The following is a 17,988-nucleotide window of genomic DNA, read 5'->3' as shown; positions in this document are numbered from 1 at the left end:
TGGATTGGATCCACAGGGCCTTGATTTTTAAAGGCTCTGTGGCTTCTTTCAGTGCTGGTCAAATTAGTGGCTAATAGCTATAACTCTCTCATGGCCAATGGGCTTTCCCGCACCTGGCGTTGTGAGTTGCGTTTATGTCGTTACACGCCGTGCGCCCCAAGATCCTGGGTTTTATCAGCGAAGATGTGTCGGCCTGGCTGGTCGCGCTGCTGGTGTTGCTTATGGGGTGTGTTCTGACGGGGTTGTTGGCCTGGTCGACGGTCAACGTGTTTCGCCATCAACTCAAGCAACGCTTCCAACTGCTGGCCAGTGAACGCTATAGCCGCATTGAAGAACGATTTCAGGACCAGGAGCAGCGCCTCGACAGCCTGCGCCGGTTCTTCGCCAATTCCGACTCGGTCTCCCGCGAGGAGTTCGACGGTTTCACCAAACCCCTGTTGCACCGCGCTCAAGCCTATTCATTCGCGGCCCGCGTGACGCGTGCCGAGCGCGCAGAGTTCGAGCGCAAGGTGCGTGACGAGGGCTTTAGCGATTTCACCGTTCGTGAACTCGCCAGCGATGGTCAATTGCAATTGGCCGCTGAACGCGATGAATACGTGGTGGTGCTTTACAGCCAGACGCTAAGCCGACTGGGCTCGCCGCTGGGTTACGACTTATGGGCTCAGCCGATGCGTCGGGCGACCCTTGAGCGAGCGGATAAACGCGGCAGCCTGGCGGTGTCGCAGCCCATGCATCTGGTCAGTATCGAGCCGGCCTATGCGCGTGGCGTGCTGCTGGTGGCCCCGGTGATTGTGTTTAACACGCCAAGCGGCGCAGGGGTAAAACCCTACGGTTATGTCATGGCGGTGATCAGCATGCGTCAGTTGCTGGCGGATGGCTTGCCCGATGCCAATTACGACTATCTCTCGGTCCGCATTCTCGACTTGTCGATCGTCAACCAGCACGAAGTGCTTTACGAGTCCTTCAACGGACCGGCGGCCAGTGATTTGTCCGCGAGCCGACTATTGCGAATGGCCGATCACGACTATCAGGTCGACATCAAGCCCAGCGAAGCCTTTATACAAGCCAACCATTCCTCGGTGACGACCCTGATAGTGCTGGGCGGCTTGCTCAGTCTGCTGGTCAGCGCATTGCTGTACGTGTTGGTCAGCCAGCGTCAGCGAGCGCTGAAAATGGTTGAGCAACAGACCGAGGAGTTGCGCGCCCGCGAGCAGGAGTTACGTGGCACTCACGGCCAGTTGCGTGGCGTGTTGAATGCGGCGACCCAGGTGGCGATCATCGCCACCGATCTGCGCGGGGTCATCACCACGTTCAATGCCGGTGCCGAGCAGATGTTGGGTTACGCCGGCGTTGAGGTCGTGGGGCGCATGACTCTGGAAAACCTGCATTTCCCCCGAGAGCTGGTGGCACGGGCGGCGGAGTTGAGCGCGAGGTATGGAAAACCGATTCCAACCTGTCAGGCGATGTTGGTCAAAGACGGCGATGAAATTGGTAACGCCGCACGGGAGTGGACGCTGGTGCGCCGCGATGGCAGCCATTTGGCGGTCAACATGCTGGCGACCCCGGTACTCGACGAGCAAGGTCTGTGGGTCGGTCACCTGGCGATCTGCATCGACATTACCGAACGCAAACGCGTCCATGAGGCCTTGGCGGCGCGGGACCTGTTGTTGAAGAAACTCAGTGCCCATGTCCCCGGCGGCATCTATCAATTCAAGATGGAATTCGATGGGCGCTTCAGCGTGATCTATGCCAGCGACGGTATCCGCGAGATCTACGAACTCGAGCCGGACGTGCTGCTGTTCAACGCCGAATCGATCTTCACGCGCATTCATCCACAAGACACGACCCGGGTCCGAGCCTCGATCCGGGCGTCGGCGGACACCCTCAGCCCGTGGCGCGAGGAATACCGCGTGCAGTTGCCCATGCGCGGCCTGCGCTGGGTTCGCGGTGAGGCGACCCCTGAAGAGCAGCCCGGTGGCGGCGTGCTCTGGCATGGCTACGTTTCCGACATCTCCGATTTGAAACGGGTAGAACAAGAATTGCGTGCGCTGTCGATCACCGATTCGCTGACCGGGATTCATAACCGCCGCTACTTCCAGGAGCGCCTGACCACCGAAATGGCCCGCGTCGAACGCGGAGGGGGCGAGTTGTCGGTGATCATGCTCGACATCGACCACTTCAAACGCATCAATGATCAACATGGCCATGCCGTGGGGGATCGGGTGTTGCAGGTGGTGTGCGAGCGCATCGGTCATCGACTGCGGCGCACAGACGTGTTCTGTCGCCTCGGTGGCGAGGAGTTCATGGTGTTGTGCCCGGACACCGACAGCGAGCAGGCGCAAGTGCTGGCCTTGCAGTTGTGGCAAGGGTTGCGCAGTTCACCGATCGAGGGTGTGGGGTTCGTTACCGCGAGTTTCGGGATTGCCAGTTGGCAGGTCGGAGAGGGCGCGGATGCGCTGTTGTTGCGGGCGGATTCGGGGGTTTACGCGGCGAAGCAGGCCGGTCGGGATCGGGTCGAGACGCAGACAAGCTAAAACCGGAAACAGTCGATGTGGGAGCAAGCCCGCGCCAACATTTGATCGTTCCCATGCTCTGCGTGGGAATGCCTCATGGACGCTCTGCGTCCGCTCTTGAATGCGTTCCCACGCAGAGCGCGGGAACGATCGGATCGGGGGGTTACAACACCGAAGCCGTTTCCGGCAGTTTCGGCTGGCGATACAAGTCCAGCAGCACCTGATCCAGTACCGACGACGCGCCAAACGGTGCCTTGTCGTTGAGGATCGCCACCACGGCCCACGTGTTGCCATTGACGTCGCGGCTGAAGCCGGAGATGGCGCGCACAGTGTTCAGGGTGCCCGTCTTGACGTGGGCTTCACCGCGCATCGCAGTAGTCTTCAGGCGTTTGCGCATGGTGCCGTCGGTGCCGGCAATCGGCATCGAGCTAATGAACTCGGCGGAGTACGGGCTGTGCCAGGCGGCTTGCAGCATCGACGCCATTTCACGAGCGCTGACGCGTTCGGCGCGGGACAGGCCGGAACCGTTCTCCATCACCAGGTGCGGCGCGGTGATGCCTTTCTTCGCCAGCCACTGACGAACCACACGCTGCGCGGCTTTGGCGTCGTCACCGTCGGCGTCCGTGCGGTACTTCTGGCCCAGGCTCAGGAACAGTTGCTGAGCCATGGTGTTGTTACTGTATTTGTTGATGTCGCGGATGATTTCCGCCAGGTCCGGCGAAAACGCGCGGGCCAGCAATTTGGCATTGCTTGGGGTCGGCGCCAATACATCCTTGCCCTGAATGCTGCCGCCCAGCTCTTTCCAGATTGCCCGCACGGCGCCAGCGGTGTAGGTCGCATGGTCAAGCAGCGACAGGTAGGTCTGGGAGCTGCAACCATCGCCCAACTGGCCACCGACGGTCACGGTCACGCTGCCATCGGCCTGGGTTACCGGGTTGTAACGCACGCCACCGGTGCATTGCTTGGAGTTGAGGGCCTTGACCTGGTTTTCGATGCGGATGCTGGCAATCGGCGGTTCGACGGACACCAGCACACGGCCATTGTCGTTGCGCGCCACGAAGCGCAGCGCCTTGAGGTTGACCATCAGCGAGTCGGGCTTGACCAGGAACGGCTTGTTCTCGTCATTGCCATCGTCGTTGAACTCGGGCAATTGCGGTTGCGTGAAGAAGCTGCGGTCCAGCACCAGGTCGCCAGTGATTTGCGTCACGCCGTTGGCGCGCAGGTCACGCATCAGCAGCCAGAGTTTTTCCATGTTCAGCTTTGGATCGCCGCCACCCTTGAGGTAGAGGTTGCCGTTGAGGATGCCACCGCTGAGGGTGCCGTCGGTGTAGAACTCGGTTTTCCACTGGTGGTTGGGGCCGAGCATTTCCAGCGCCGCATAGGTGGTGACCAGCTTCATGGTCGAGGCTGGGTTGACCGAAACATCCGCGTTGAAAACGGTGGGAGTGCCTGGGCCGGTGAGCGGAATCATCACCAGCGACAAGGCGCTGTCCTGCAATTTGCTGGCCTTGAGGGCTTTTTCGACGTTGGGCGAGAGCGCAGTGTTGATTGGAGCGGCGGAAACGGAGAGGGCCAGGGGAAGAATGAAACCGGCCAGCAGCAATGGACGCAAAGATTTGATCATGTGCAGTAAAACCCTACAGGCGAGGGGGAAAAAGACGAGGGCATGGCGATAAAAATCCCTCAGTGGTCATGAACGTGTCGGCATTATGCCCCAAGGCTTGATGGCTTGTGCCTTGCGATACCCCTCTAAACCGCTATTTTTTTACCGACGGTCAGCATTGGCGGCCAGAGAGTCGGGCAATAAGCGGCTTAAACTGCTAAAGTGCCGCCCGTTATTACTTTTGAGGATTGTTCCAATGGCGACTAACCGTTCCCAGCGTCTGCGCAAAAAACTGTGCGTCGATGAATTTCAAGAGCTGGGTTTCGAACTGAACCTGGATTTCAAAGAAGATTTGGCTGATGAAGCCATTGATGCTTTCCTCGACGCGTTCCTCAAAGAAGCCATGGAAGCCAACGGTCTGGGCTATGTTGGCGGCGACGACTACGGTCTGGTTTGCCTGCAGAAGCGTGGCTCGGTCAGCGCTGAACAGCGCGCTGCCGTTGAAGCCTGGCTCAAAGGCCGCACCGAGCTGACCAGCGTTGAAGTCAGCCCGCTGCTGGACGTCTGGTACCCGGAAAAGCCGATCAATCCGGTAGCTTGATGTCATAGATTTTTGTCTTAAAAAAAGCGGCGACCCAAGGGTCGCCGTTTTTTTTATGTGCAGATTAAATGCACGCAGCCTCGTTTCACTCGACAGCTGCTACATGGATTTTGTCGTCCTGTAGCAGCTGTCGAGTGAAACGAGGCTGCGAAGCGTTTAACTTTTACGCCAATTCAGAATCACCAGCGTCACCACCCCCGCCACAATCCCCCAGAACGCCGAACCGATGGAAAACAGTGTCAGCCCTGACGCCGTGACCATAAAGGTAATCAACGCCGCTTCCCGCTCCTTCACTTCGGTCATGGCAATGCTCAAGCCATTGATGATCGAGCCAAACAGCGCCAGTGCCGCGATCGACAGCACCAACTCTTTCGGCAATGCGGCAAACAGCGCCGCCAGCGTCGCGCCGAACACTCCGGCAATCCCGTAGAAAATCCCGCACCACACTGCTGCCGTGTAGCGTTTGTTGCGATCTTCGTGGGCGTGCGGCCCGGTGCAGATCGCCGCGCTGATGGCCGCGAGGTTGATGCCGTGGGAGCCGAACGGAGCCAGTAGCAACGAGGCGATGCCGGTGGTGGTGATCAGCGGTGAGGCCGGCACGGTGTAGCCATCGGCACGCAGGACGGCGATGCCCGGCATGTTCTGCGAGGTCATGGCCACCACGAACAACGGAATACCGATACTGATGGTTGCAGCCAGGGAGAAATGCGGGGTGGTCCAGACCGGCGTGGCCACTTCCAGATGGAAACCAGTGAAGTCGAGCAGCCCCATGGCCCCTGACAATGCGGTGCCGATCAACAGCGCGGCCAGTACGGCATAACGCGGCGACAGGCGTTTGACCAGCAAGTACGTGAAGAACATGCCCAGCACCAGCCCGGTGCGGTGCTGGGCGGCGACGAAGATTTCGCTGCCGATCTTGAACAGAATCCCTGCCAGCAGCGCCGCGGCCAGGGAGGCTGGTATCTTTTTCACCAGCCGTTCGAAGCTGCCGGTCAGGCCGCAAATCGTCACCAGCACTGCGCAGGTGATGTAGGCACCGATGGCTTCGCCATAACTCACACCGCCCAGGCTGGTAATCAGCAACGCGGCGCCGGGGGTCGACCAGGCAATGGTGATGGGGGTGCGATAACGCAGGGACAAACCGATCGAGCACACCGCCATGCCAATCGAGATCGCCCAGATCCACGACGAAATCTGCCCACTGGTCAGGCCCGCCGCTTGTCCGGCCTGGAACATCAGGACCAGGGAGCTGGTGTAGCCGGTCATCATCGCAATGAAACCGGCGACGATGGCCGATGGCGAGGTGTCGGCCAAGGGACGGAGCTGCGTGTGCGTGGCGTCGTTCATGACGGCGTTGTTCCTTGTTCTAGTGGAGATGCCCAGGCCCTTTGTAGCAGCTGGCGAAGCCTGCGTTCGGCTGCGAAGCAGTCGTGAGATCAGCCGGCACGGCGTATAAGGGAGCCCGCGTATTCAGGTTTTACGACTGCTACGCAGCCGAACGCAGGCTTCGCCAGCTGCTACAGGGATCGGGTTAACGCGCGGATTCTGCGTTCAAGCCTAAACTCAAACGTAGCGGATCGTTGCAATACAGCGGAAGCGACAAACAGCCGTACAGTCGTGTTGCCACCATCCATTGTGTACAATCGCGGTGTTTTTTACGCGATACTTGCCAGCGACCCACTGTGCCGTATTACAGTCACCGTCAATTCGCCGCAGTTCTCCCCGACTCGAGTGCCCATGAACGAACAGTTGCAGCCCCTCAAGAAACAACCGCGAGCAGGCAAAGCCGGCCGCAGCGGTACCCAGGACGATATTGTCTACGCGCATATCTTCGAGGCCATCCTCGAACAGCGCCTGGCGCCCGGCACCAAGTTGAGCGAAGAAGCGCTGGGGGAAATTTTCGGGGTCAGTCGCACCATCATTCGTCGCGCACTCTCGCGCCTGGCCCATGAAGGCGTGGTGCTGCTGCGTCCGAACCGTGGCGCGGTCGTCGCCAGCCCGAGCGTCGAAGAGGCCCGTCAGGTGTTCTTCGCCCGACGTCTGGTGGAGCGGGCCATCACCGAACTGGCGGTGGAGCATGCCACCGCCGAGCAGCTCGCCGAGTTGCGGCAAATGGTCAACGATGAGCGCGACAGCTTCTCCCGTGGCGATCGCGGTGCGGGCATCCGTCTGTCGGGTGAATTCCACCTCAAACTCGCCGAAGCGGCGAAGAACGCGCCATTGATCAGCTTCCAGCGCAGCCTGGTATCGCAGACTTCATTGATCATCGCCCAGTATGAAAGTGGCAACCGTTCCCACTGTTCCTACGATGAACACACCCAACTGATCGACGCCATCGAAGCGCGCAACGCTGAGCTGGCGGTGAATTTGATGATGCATCATATGGATCACATCGACAGCAAACTCAACCTCGACGAAGAAAGCGCGTCGGATGATTTGCACGCGGTGTTCTCGCATTTGTTGCAGTCCAAAAAGCCAGGGCGGTCGGCCGCGAAACTCTGATAGACCCGGGACAAAAAAATCCCCCGTAGCCTGAAGACTGCGGGGGATTTTTTTGAGCGTCTGATCGTTCCAACGCTCTGCGTGGGAATGCAGCCCGTGACGCTCCGCGTCACTGGACGCGGAGCGTCCCTAGAGGCATTCCCACGCAGAGCGTTGGAACGATCAGCCCGGAATACCTTAGCGCTGATGCACCAGATTCCCCGCCGCATACGTCTGCAGAACAGTCCGGTCATCCCCCAGCGTCATCAACACAAACAACGTCTCGGCAATGTTGTTGGCCTGCTTCAAGCGATAGCCCAGCAGCGGCGTGGCGTTATAATCCAGCACCAGGAAGTCGGCATCGGTACCCGGTTTCAGCGTACCGATCTTGTCCTCCAGGCGCAGCGCGCGAGCGCCGCCGAGTGTGGCCAGGTACAGCGACTTGAACGGGCTCAGGCGCGCGCCTTGCAGTTGCATGACCTTGTAGGCTTCGTTGAGGGTTTGCAGCAGCGAGAAACTGGTGCCGCCGCCCACATCGGTGCCGATGCCGACATTGAGCTTGTGCTTCTCGGCCATCGGCAGATTGAACAAACCGCTGCCGAGGAAGAAGTTCGACGTTGGGCAGAAGGCGATGGCCGAGCCGGTTTCCGCGAGCCGCGCACACTCGTCGTCGCACAGGTGCACGCCATGAGCGAACACCGAGCGTTCACCCAGCAATTGGTAGTGATCGTAAACGTCGAGGTAGCCCTTGCGCTCGGGGAACAGCTCCTTGACCCACTCGATTTCCTTCAGGTTTTCGCTGATGTGGGTCTGCATGTACACGTCAGGGAATTCGCTGAGCAGTTGGCCGGCGAGGGTCAGTTGTTCCGGGGTGCTGGTCGGCGCAAAGCGCGGGGTGACGGCGTAATGCAGGCGACCCTTGCCGTGCCAGCGCTCGATCAATGCCTTGCTTTCGACGTAGCTGGATTCGGCGGTGTCGGTCAGGTAGTCCGGGGCGTTGCGGTCCATCATCACCTTGCCGGCGATCATGCGCAGGTCCAACTGTTCGGCGGCCTCGAAGAATGAGTTCACCGATTGTGGATGCACGCTACCGAACACCAGTGCGGTGGTGGTGCCGTTGCGCAGCAGTTCCTTGATGAAAATGTCCGCCACCTGGTCCGCATGGGCCTTGTCGGCGAACTGGCTTTCACACGGGAAGGTGTAAGTGTTGAGCCAGTCCAGCAGTTGTTCACCGTAGGCACCGACCATGCCGGTTTGCGGCAAGTGGATGTGGGTGTCGATGAAACCCGGGGTGATCAACGCATCCTGATAATGGGTGATTTCAATGTCGGCCGGCAGGGTCGGCAGCAAGTCGCTGGCGTGGCCGAGCGCGCTGATCTGGCCGTTGTCGACCACCAGCAAGCCGTCTTCGAAATACTCGTACGAGGCTTCAATGCCGACTTCAGCAGGGTCGGCAATGCTGTGCAGGATGGCGGCGCGGTAAGCTTTGCGAGTCAAAGGCATGGGGGCTCTCGGTTTTTAGGCTTATCAATTGGAGGCTTGGCTGCGGCGTGAAGCAGGCAGCAGTTTGGCAATCGATGATCCGGCGCTGGCGGTCTGCTGGCCGAAATTCGCGTTATAGGTGGCGATGATTTCGCCGGCGATGGAGATGGCAATTTCCACAGGCAGCTTGCCTTTGACTTCGCCGATACCCATCGGGCAGCGCATGCGTTGCACGACGCCGCTGTCGAAACCACGGTCGCGCAGGCGATGTTCGAATTTCACCCGTTTGGTCTTCGAACCGATCAGGCCGAAGTAGGCGAAGTCGTTGCGCTTGAGGATGGCGGCGGTGAGTTCGAGGTCGAGTTGGTGATTGTGGGTCATGACGATGCAGTAGCTGCCGGCGGGCAGGTCGTCGATTTCATCCACAGGTTCTTCGGAAACGATTTTGCGCACGCCGTGGGGGATCTGTTCCGGGAACTCGTCTTCGCGCGAATCGATCCAGCGTACCCGGCAAGGCAGGCTGGCGAGCAGTGGCACCAATGCGCGGCCAACGTGGCCGGCACCGAATACGGCGATCTGTGCCTGGACCTGGCCCATCGGTTCGAACAGCAACACCGTCGCGCCACCGCAGCACTGGCCGAGGCTGGCGCCCAGGCTGAAACGCTCCAGATGTGTGTCTTGCTTACCGCTGGCGAGCATGTCGCGGGCGATGTGCATGGCTTTGTATTCCAAGTGCCCGCCACCGATGGTGTCGAAGCTCTGGGTTGCGCTGATGACCATCTTCGAACCGGCATTGCGCGGCGTCGAGCCGAGCTCTTCGATGATGGTTACCAACACGCAGGGTTCACCCTGGGATTGCAGGTCGGCGAGGGCGTCGATCCAGTTGTACATATTCACCTCGACATCTTTTGTTGTCTGTTCGGGCCTCATCGCTGGCAAGCCATGCTCCTACAGGTTTCGTGCAATCCCTGTGGGAGCCGAGCTTGCTCGCGATGGCCGCACTGCGGTCTTAAAGCGAAGCCAACTCGGTCTCGGCCTCAACAGCCTTCACTGCCGTCAACTGGCGCATTTGCTCACAGCCCCACAACACCCGCTCCGGCGTCGCCGGTGCGTCGATTTTCGGTTGATGCTTGTAGTCACCCAGGCTCGCCACGGCGTCCTTGATCGCGCACCACGACGCAATGCCCAGCATGAACGGCGGCTCGCCCACGGCCTTGGAATGGAACACCGTGTCTTCCGGGTTCTTGCGGTTCTCCACCAGCTTCACCCGCAGGTCCAGCGGCATGTCCGCCACGGCCGGGATCTTGTAGCTGGCCGGGCCGTTGGTCATCAGTTTGCCTTTGGCATTCCAGACCAGCTCTTCCATGGTCAGCCACCCCATGCCCTGAATGAATCCGCCTTCGACCTGGCCGATGTCGATGGCCGGGTTCAGCGAGGCGCCGACGTCGTGGAGGATGTCGGTGCGCAGCATTTTGTACTCGCCGGTCAGGGTGTCGACGATCACCTCGCAGCACGCGGCGCCAAAGGCGAAGTAGTAGAACGGACGACCACGGGCCTGACTGCGGTCGTAGTAGATTTTCGGGGTCTTGTAGAAGCCGGTACTCGACAGTGACACCTGAGCGAAATACGCCTGCTGGATCAGCGCTTCAAACGTCAGGATGTGATCGCGAACCCGCACGTGACCGTTGTGGAATTCCACGTCTTCTTCGCTGACTTTGTACTGGCGCGCGGCAAATTCGACCAAGCGCTGCTTGATGGTTTCGGCGGCGTTCTGTGCAGCCTTGCCGTTCAGGTCGGCACCGCTGGAAGCGGCCGTCGGCGAGGTGTTTGGCACTTTGTCGGTGTTGGTCGCGGTGATCTGCACGCGGTCCATTTCTACCTGGAACACTTCGGCCACGACTTGCGCGACCTTGGTGTTCAAACCCTGGCCCATTTCGGTGCCGCCGTGGTTCAAGTGGATGCTGCCGTCGGTGTAGACGTGGATCAGCGCACCCGCCTGGTTGAGGAAGCTGGCGGTGAACGAAATGCCGAATTTGACCGGGGTCAGCGCCAGGCCTTTTTTCAGGATCGGGCTGTTGGCGTTGTAGCGACGAATCGCTTCGCGGCGTTCGGCGTACTGGCTGCTTTCTTCCAGTTCGGCGGTCATTTCTTCGAGCATGTTGTGCTCGACGGTCTGGTAGTAATGGGTGACGTTGCGCTCGGTCTTGCCGTAATAGTTGGCCTTGCGCACGGCCAGCGGATCGAGGGCCAGGTGACGGGCAATCGCGTCCATCACTTCTTCGATGGCGACCATCCCTTGCGGTCCGCCGAAGCCGCGATAGGCCGTGTTCGACGCGGTGTTGGTCTTGCAGCGGTGACCGTTGATGGTCGCATCGCCCAGGTAGTACGAGTTGTCGGAGTGGAACATCGCACGGTCGACAATCGACGCCGACAGGTCCGGCGAGCAACCGCAGTTGCCAGCCAGTTCGAGGTTGATGCCATGCAGGCGACCGGTGCTGTCGAAGCCCACGTCGTACTCGACGTAGAACGGGTGACGCTTGCCGGTCATCAGCATGTCTTCGACACGCGGCAGGCGCATCTTGGTCGGTTGACCGGTGAGGTGCGCGATCACGGCACACAGGCACGCCGGGCTCGCTGCCTGGGTTTCCTTGCCGCCGAAACCACCGCCCATGCGGCGCATGTCGACGACGATCTTGTTCATCGATACGTCCAGCACTTCGGCCACCAGTTTTTGCACTTCGGTGGGGTTCTGGGTCGAGCAGTAAACGATCATGCCGCCGTCTTCGGTGGGCATCACCGACGAGATCTGGGTTTCGAGGTAGAAGTGTTCCTGGCCGCCGATGTGCAGCGTGCCCTGAATGCGATGTTCAGCGGTGGCCAATGCAGTGACTGAGTCGCCGCGTTGATGGGTGTGGCTGTCGAGCACGAAGTGGCGTTTGCGCAGGGCTTCGACCACGTCCAGTACCGGCTCCAGATCTTCGTATTCGATGATTGCGGCCATCGCGGCTTTGCGCGCTGTTTCCAGGTCTTTCGCCGCGACGGCGATCACCGGTTGACCGACGAATTCCACGGTGTCGATGGCCAGCAACGGGTCGCCCGGCAGCAACGGGCCGATGTCTTTCAGGCCTGGCACGTCTTCATGAGTGATGGCGATGCGCACGCCTTCGAAGGCGTAGCAGGGCGCGGTGTCGATGCTGATGATTTTCGCGTGGGCGCGGTCCGACAGGCGTGCGTAAACGTGCAGCTGGTTCGGAAATTCCAGGCGGTCATCGATGTACTGCGCTTCACCGGACACATGCTTGGCGGCACTGTCGTGCTTGACGCTGCGGCCGACACCGGTGGTCAGGTCCTTGGCGAACAGTTCAGCCAGTTCGGCTTGGGTCTTCTCTACAGCGTGATGATTAGACATAAGCGGTCACCCGAGTCTCGATGTGCGGTGTTTGCAGTTCGATGAAGTATTTGCGCAGCAGGTTCTGCGCGCTGAGCAGGCGGTATTCCTTGCTCGCGCGGAAGTCCGACAGCGGGGTGAAATCTTCGGCCAGTGCGGCGCAGGCGCGCTCGACAGTGGCGCTGTTGAACGGCGCGCCAGCTAACATGGCTTCGCAGGTGCTGGCACGTTTCGGGATGGCCGCCATGCCGCCGAAGGCCACGCGGGCATCGGCGATCACGCCGTTTTCCACACGGATGTTGAACGCGGCACAGACCGCGGAAATATCATCGTCCAGACGCTTGGACACCTTGTAGGCGCGGAACAGTTGTTCGGCGCTGGCACGCGGCACGATGATCTTCTCGATGAACTCGCTTTCCTGGCGCGCCGTCACCCGGTAATCGATGAAGTAATCCTCCAGCGCCAGGGTGCGACGGGTTTCACCTTTGCACAGCACGATCTGCGCACCGAGGGCGATCAGCAGGGGAGGTGAGTCGCCGATGGGCGAGGCGTTGCCGATGTTGCCGCCGAGGGTGCCCTGGTTGCGGATCTGCAGGGACGCAAAGCGTTGCAGCAGTTCGCCGAAGTCCGGGTATTCGACGTTCAGCGCTTCGTAGCAATCGGAGAGGGTGGTGGCGGCGCCGATTTCCAGGCGATCGTCGAAGCGCTCGATGCGCTTCATCTCGGCGACGTTGCCGACATAGATCATCACCGGCAAGGTACGGTGGAACTGCGTGACTTCCAGCGCCAGGTCCGTGCCGCCGGCCAGCAGGCGGGCTTGTGGATAAGCGTCATAGAGGTCGGCCAGATCGGCGACAGTCAATGGCACCAGGCAGCGCTTGTCGCCACTGTTGAGTTCGCCGATGGCGGTGGGGGCGATGGCTTTCAGGCACGCGATGGTCTCTGCTTCACGGGCGTCGAACTGATCCGGTTTTTTACCGCAGCAGGACTGTTGGGCCGCTTCCAGGATCGGTCGGTAGCCGGTGCAGCGGCACAGGTTGCCAGCCAGCGCTTCGTGGGCCTTGTGCGCGTCCGGTTGATCACTGTTCTTTTGCAGGGCGAACAGCGACATGACAAAGCCGGGGGTGCAGAAGCCGCATTGCGAACCGTGGCACTCGACCATGGCTTGTTGCACGCTGTGCAGTTGGCCTTTGTGCTTGAGGTCTTCAACGCTGATCAATTGTTTGCCGTGCAGTGACGAGACGAACGTCAGGCACGAATTGAGGCTGCGATAACGAATGTGTTCGCGGCCATCGTCATCCGTTTGCAACTCGCCGACCACCACGGTGCAGGCGCCACAGTCACCGCTGGCGCAGCCTTCTTTGGTGCCGGGTTTGCCCACATGGTCGCGCAGATAATTGAGCACGGTCAGGTTTGGGTCCAGGGCGTGCTCACTACGGAGTTCCTGGTTAAGTAAAAACTGGATCACGGAAGGCCTCGCAGACTCATTATTGTTGTTAACCCACTTGAAGCGAATTTAGCAGGTCTGACTTTTCGGTCAATGTTTTTCTGACTTGAAGGTCAGGAAAAAGCATTTTGTCGGTTAACACCTCATTTATTCATTATTGACCCTCGCGCACTTGCCTGCTTTTTGCTTGAATCGTGCCAAAACCGCCGAGTGGGCCCTGCGCCATGACCTATCAAGTGCGCTACACTGCGCCGCTTGTGCAGATCGAAGAGTTTGAAGGACAACCATGACGTTCAAGGCGCCGGACAGCCTCGCCGAGCAAATTGCTCACCACCTCGCCGAACGCATCATTCGCGGCGAAATGAAGCCCGGGGAGCGCATTCAGGAACAGAAGGTCACGCTGGCTCTCAATGTCAGCCGCGGTTCGGTCCGCGAAGCCTTGCTGATCCTTGAGCGCCGTCACTTGATCGCGATCCTGCCGCGACGTGGCGCCCATGTGACCGAGCTCACCCCGCACAAGGTGCAGAGCCTGTGCACGCTGATGGGCGAGATGTACATCCTGCTCGCCAATGCCGTGGCCAGTGGCTGGAAAGTCCAGGCCGACCTGGCGCCGTTCGTGCAAATACAGCAGCGTTTGGCTGCCAGTTACGAACGCCAGGACATCCACACCTTCGTCGACGACAGTTTCAGCGTGATGCGCGCCACGTATCCATTTGCCAACAATCCGTATCTGCAGGAAACCGTCGAGAATCTGCAGCCAGCCATGAGCCGTGCTTACTTCCTTGCCCTGGATCAGCGCAAGGCGTCGATGAGCGAGTATCTGGAACTGTTCGAGCGCTTGCTCGCAGCCGTGATTGCCCGCGATTTTGCGCAGATCCGTGAAGTGCTGACCGCTTACGGCCAGCGCAGTTGCGATCTGGTGATCTCTGCCCTGACGGACGCCTAAGCGTGCGGCTCAAGTGCATCAAGCTGGCGGGGTTCAAATCCTTCGTCGATCCAACCACGGTGAACTTCCCCAGTAACATGGCGGCAGTCGTCGGGCCGAACGGTTGCGGCAAGTCCAACATCATCGACGCCGTACGCTGGGTGATGGGCGAGAGTTCGGCGAAGAACTTGCGCGGCGAGTCGATGACCGACGTCATCTTCAACGGTTCGACCAGCCGCAAACCGGTGAGCCAGGCGAGTATCGAACTGGTGTTCGATAACTCCGACGGCACCCTGCTCGGCGAATACGCCGCCTATGCGGAAATTTCCATTCGCCGCAAAGTGACGCGCGACAGCCAGACCACCTATTACCTCAACGGCACCAAATGCCGGCGTCGCGACATCACCGACATCTTCCTCGGCACCGGCCTGGGCCCGCGCAGCTATTCGATTATCGAGCAGGGGATGATCTCCAAGCTGATCGAATCCAAGCCCGAAGACCTGCGCAACTTTATTGAAGAAGCGGCAGGCATCTCCAAGTACAAGGAGCGCCGGCGCGAAACTGAAAACCGCATCCGTCGCACTCACGAAAACCTCGCACGCCTGACTGACCTGCGCGAAGAGCTGGAGCGACAACTCGAACGCCTGCACCGCCAGGCCGAGGCCGCGAAGAAGTATCAGGAATACAAAGGCGAAGAGCGTCAGCTCAAGGCCCAGTTGTCAGCCTTGCGCTGGCAGGCGCTGAACGAGCAGGTCGGTCAGCGTGAAGCGGTGATCGGCAACCAGGAAGTCACCTTCGAAGCCTTGGTCGCCGAGCAACGCAATGCCGATGCGAGCATCGAACGCTTTCGCGACGGGCACCATGACCTGTCTGAACGCTTCAATCTGGTGCAGGGACGTTTCTATTCGGTCGGCGGCGATATCGCCCGGGTCGAGCAGAGCATCCAGCACGGCCAACAGCGTCTGCGTCAGCTGCAAGACGATTTGAAGGAGGCCGAGCGCGCGCGTCTGGAAACCGAATCTCACCTGGGCCACGACCGCACGCTGTTGCTGACCCTGGGCGAAGAGCTCGACCTGCTCGCCCCGGAACAGGAAGTCACCAGCGCCGCCGCCGAAGAGGCCGCCGCCGCGCTGGAAGAATCTGAAACCACCATGCACGGCTGGCAGGAGCAGTGGGACACGTTCAACCTCACTGCCGCCGAGCCGCGTCGCCAATCCGAAGTGCAGCAGTCACGCATCCAGCAGCTGGAAACCAGCCTAGAGCGTTTGGCCGACCGCCAGAAGCGGCTGGGCGAAGAGCGTGCGTTGCTCTCGGCGGACCCGGAAGATGCGGCGATCATGGAGCTCAGCGAGCAGCTGGCCGCCAGTGAAGCCACGCTTGAAGATTTGCAGGCCAGTGAAGAGGCTCAGGTCGAACGCCTTGAGCAACTGCGTCAAGAGTTGCAATTGGCCCTGCACAATCAGCAACAGGCTCAAGGCGATTTGCAGCGCCTCAACGGTCGACTGGCCTCCCTTGAAGCCTTGCAGCAGGCCGCGCTCGATCCGGGCACCGGCACCGCCGAATGGTTGCGCGAACAGCACCTGGCGGATCGCCCGCGCCTGGCCGAAGGCTTGAAGGTGGAAGCGGGTTGGGAGCTGGCGGTGGAAACCGTGCTGGGCGCCGACCTGCAAGCCGTGCTGGTGGACGACTTTGGCGACTTCGATCTGGCGGGTTTCGCCCAAGGCGATTTGCGCTTGCTCAGCCCGGCCACCGACGGCGTGCGCGTACCGGGCAGTTTGCTCGACAAGGTCGAGGCGCGAATTGATTTGTCGCCGTGGCTGGGGCAGGTCAAACCGGTCGATAGCCTCGAACAGGCACTGGCACTGCGCGGTCAATTGAGTGCCGGGCAGAGCCTGATCAGCCGTGATGGCTACTGGGTCGGCCGACACTTTTTACGCGTACGCCGGGCCAGCGAAGCGGAAAGCGGTGTGCTGGCGCGAGGGCAGGAAATCCAGCGCCTGACCGAGGAACGCGAAGAACGCGAAGCCACGGTCGAAACACTGGAAACCCAACTTCAAAATCTGCGGGCGCAACAGCGTCAGCAGGAAAACGGGCGCGAGCATTTGCGTCGTCTGCTGCAAGACGAAGCGCGTCAGCAAGGTGAATTGAAAGCGCAACTGTCTGCCGGCAAAGCCAAGGTCGAACAACTGACGTTGCGGCGCACACGTCTGGACGAAGAGCTGGCCGAGCTGAGTGAGCAGCGTGCGCTGGAGCACGAGAATATCGGTGAGGCGCGCCTGCAATTGCAGGAAGCCCTTGACGCCATGGCGCTGGACACCGAACAGCGCGAGTTGCTGCTGGCCCAGCGCGACAGCCTGCGCGAGCGACTGGATCGGGTGCGTCAGGAAGCCCGGCAGCACAAGGATCACGCGCATCAATTGGCCGTGCGCCTCGGTTCGCTCAAGGCGCAACACGACTCGACGCGACAGGCGCTGGAGCGCCTGGAAATGCAATCCGAGCGCCTGACCGAAAAACGCGAACAACTCAACCTGAACCTGGAAGAGGGCGAGGCGCCCCTGGAAGAGTTGCGGTTGAAACTGGAAGAGTTGCTCGACAAGCGCATGACCGTCGACGAAGAACTCAAGACCGCGCAGATCGCCCTGGAAGACGCCGACCGCGAACTGCGCGATGCCGAAAAACGGCGTAATCAGGCCGAGCAGCAATCGCAATTGATTCGCGGGCAAATGGAAGGCCAGCGCATGGAATGGCAAGCCCTGACCGTGCGCCGCAAGGCCCTTGAAGAGCAGTTGCTGGAAGACGGCTACGACCTTCACGGTGTGCTCGCCACGCTGACGGCCGAGGCCAACGAGAAGGATGCCGAAGAAGAACTCGAACGCATTGCCGCGCGTATTTCGCGTCTCGGTGCGATCAACCTCGCGGCCATCGACGAATACCAGCAACAATCGGAGCGTAAACGTTATCTGGATGCGCAGAACGATGATCTGGTGGAGGCGCTGGACACGCTCGAGAACGTGATTCGCAAGATCGACAAGGAAACCCGTAACCGCTTCAAAGATACCTTTGATCAGATCAATGGCGGTTTACAGGCGCTTTTCCCAAAAGTTTTCGGTGGAGGTCGCGCGTATTTGGAACTGACGGGCGAAGATCTACTCGATACAGGGGTAACGATCATGGCGCAGCCGCCAGGGAAGAAGAACAGCACCATCCATTTGCTCTCCGGTGGCGAAAAAGCGCTGACGGCATTGGCCCTGGTTTTTGCCATCTTCAAATTGAACCCGGCGCCGTTCTGCATGCTCGATGAAGTTGACGCACCACTGGATGACGCTAACGTTGGACGCTACGCACGGCTGGTAAAGGAAATGTCACAGACGGTGCAGTTCATCTACATCACCCACAACAAGATCGCCATGGAAATGGCTGAACAACTGATGGGTGTGACGATGCATGAACCGGGTTGCTCACGTCTGGTGGCGGTGGATGTCGAGGAGGCGATGGCGATGGTGGATGCCTGAGTTGGCGTCTGTAGGGCAGGTATTACAAGGCTGTAG

At 60.1% G+C, this 17,988-nt stretch carries 11 protein-coding genes; 5 read left to right on the top strand and 6 right to left on the bottom strand.

Translation table 11 applies throughout. The features are described from left to right. The first annotated feature begins 134 nt into the window (after positions 1-134). Positions 135-2,534, top strand: a complete 2,400-nt coding sequence (locus BMS17_RS05460; protein ID WP_077430584.1) for a GGDEF domain-containing protein — start codon at positions 135-137, stop codon at positions 2,532-2,534. A 142-nt stretch (positions 2,535-2,676) separates the two neighbouring features. On the opposite strand, the gene dacB is transcribed toward BMS17_RS05460, so the two are convergent. Continuing rightward, on the bottom strand, positions 2,677-4,137 hold the full coding sequence (gene dacB, locus BMS17_RS05455; protein ID WP_046027039.1) for a D-alanyl-D-alanine carboxypeptidase/D-alanyl-D-alanine-endopeptidase: 1,461 nt from the start codon (positions 4,135-4,137) through the stop codon (positions 2,677-2,679). A 235-nt stretch (positions 4,138-4,372) separates the two neighbouring features. Here dacB and BMS17_RS05450 point away from each other — a divergent pair, with 235 nt between their 5' ends. Then, a complete protein-coding gene (locus tag BMS17_RS05450) occupies positions 4,373-4,717 on the top strand; it encodes a YggL family protein (RefSeq protein WP_007971486.1) in 345 nt (114 codons plus the stop codon). Positions 4,718-4,873: 156 nt separating this feature from the next. On the opposite strand, the gene BMS17_RS05445 is transcribed toward BMS17_RS05450, so the two are convergent. Continuing rightward, positions 4,874-6,064 (bottom strand): benzoate/H(+) symporter BenE family transporter, encoded by a 1,191-nt coding sequence (locus BMS17_RS05445; RefSeq protein WP_046027038.1) that lies wholly within the window; start codon positions 6,062-6,064, stop codon positions 4,874-4,876. 390 nt (positions 6,065-6,454) lie between these two features. On the opposite strand from BMS17_RS05445, the gene BMS17_RS05440 reads away from it, so the two are divergent. Further along, the gene (locus BMS17_RS05440; protein ID WP_077430583.1) at positions 6,455-7,219 is read left to right on the top strand and encodes a GntR family transcriptional regulator; all 765 of its coding nucleotides are present in this window, start codon (positions 6,455-6,457) and stop codon (positions 7,217-7,219) included. 177 nt (positions 7,220-7,396) lie between these two features. Here BMS17_RS05440 and guaD read toward each other — a convergent pair whose 3' ends face one another. The 4 genes from guaD to xdhA all read right to left on the bottom strand — a co-directional run bounded on the left by guaD (position 7,397) and on the right by xdhA (position 13,536). Further along, positions 7,397-8,701 (bottom strand): guanine deaminase, encoded by a 1,305-nt coding sequence (guaD, locus tag BMS17_RS05435; protein ID WP_077430582.1) that lies wholly within the window; start codon positions 8,699-8,701, stop codon positions 7,397-7,399. A gap of 24 nt (positions 8,702-8,725) precedes the next feature. Beyond that, complete coding sequence (gene xdhC / locus BMS17_RS05430) at positions 8,726-9,571, bottom strand: xanthine dehydrogenase accessory protein XdhC (protein ID WP_046027035.1); 846 nt, start codon at positions 9,569-9,571, stop codon at positions 8,726-8,728. 118 nt (positions 9,572-9,689) lie between these two features. Further along, positions 9,690-12,089, bottom strand: a complete 2,400-nt coding sequence (xdhB, locus tag BMS17_RS05425) for a xanthine dehydrogenase molybdopterin binding subunit (protein ID WP_046027034.1) — start codon at positions 12,087-12,089, stop codon at positions 9,690-9,692. Then, complete coding sequence (gene xdhA / locus BMS17_RS05420) at positions 12,082-13,536, bottom strand: xanthine dehydrogenase small subunit (RefSeq protein WP_077430581.1); 1,455 nt, start codon at positions 13,534-13,536, stop codon at positions 12,082-12,084. The genes xdhB and xdhA overlap by 8 nt, the downstream gene beginning before the upstream one ends. Before the next feature lie 265 nt (positions 13,537-13,801). On the opposite strand from xdhA, the gene BMS17_RS05415 reads away from it, so the two are divergent. After that, entirely contained in the window at positions 13,802-14,461 is a 660-nt protein-coding gene (locus BMS17_RS05415; protein ID WP_046027032.1) for a GntR family transcriptional regulator, read from the top strand. A gap of 2 nt (positions 14,462-14,463) precedes the next feature. Further along, complete coding sequence (smc, locus tag BMS17_RS05410) at positions 14,464-17,952, top strand: chromosome segregation protein SMC (RefSeq protein WP_046027031.1); 3,489 nt, start codon at positions 14,464-14,466, stop codon at positions 17,950-17,952. Positions 17,953-17,988: the final 36 nt, after the last annotated feature.

Origin of the sequence: Pseudomonas sp. C9 (assembly GCF_002000165.1) — a bacterium.
Lineage (GTDB): Bacteria > Pseudomonadota > Gammaproteobacteria > Pseudomonadales > Pseudomonadaceae > Aquipseudomonas.
This window is presented reverse-complemented; position numbering and strand designations above follow the sequence as displayed.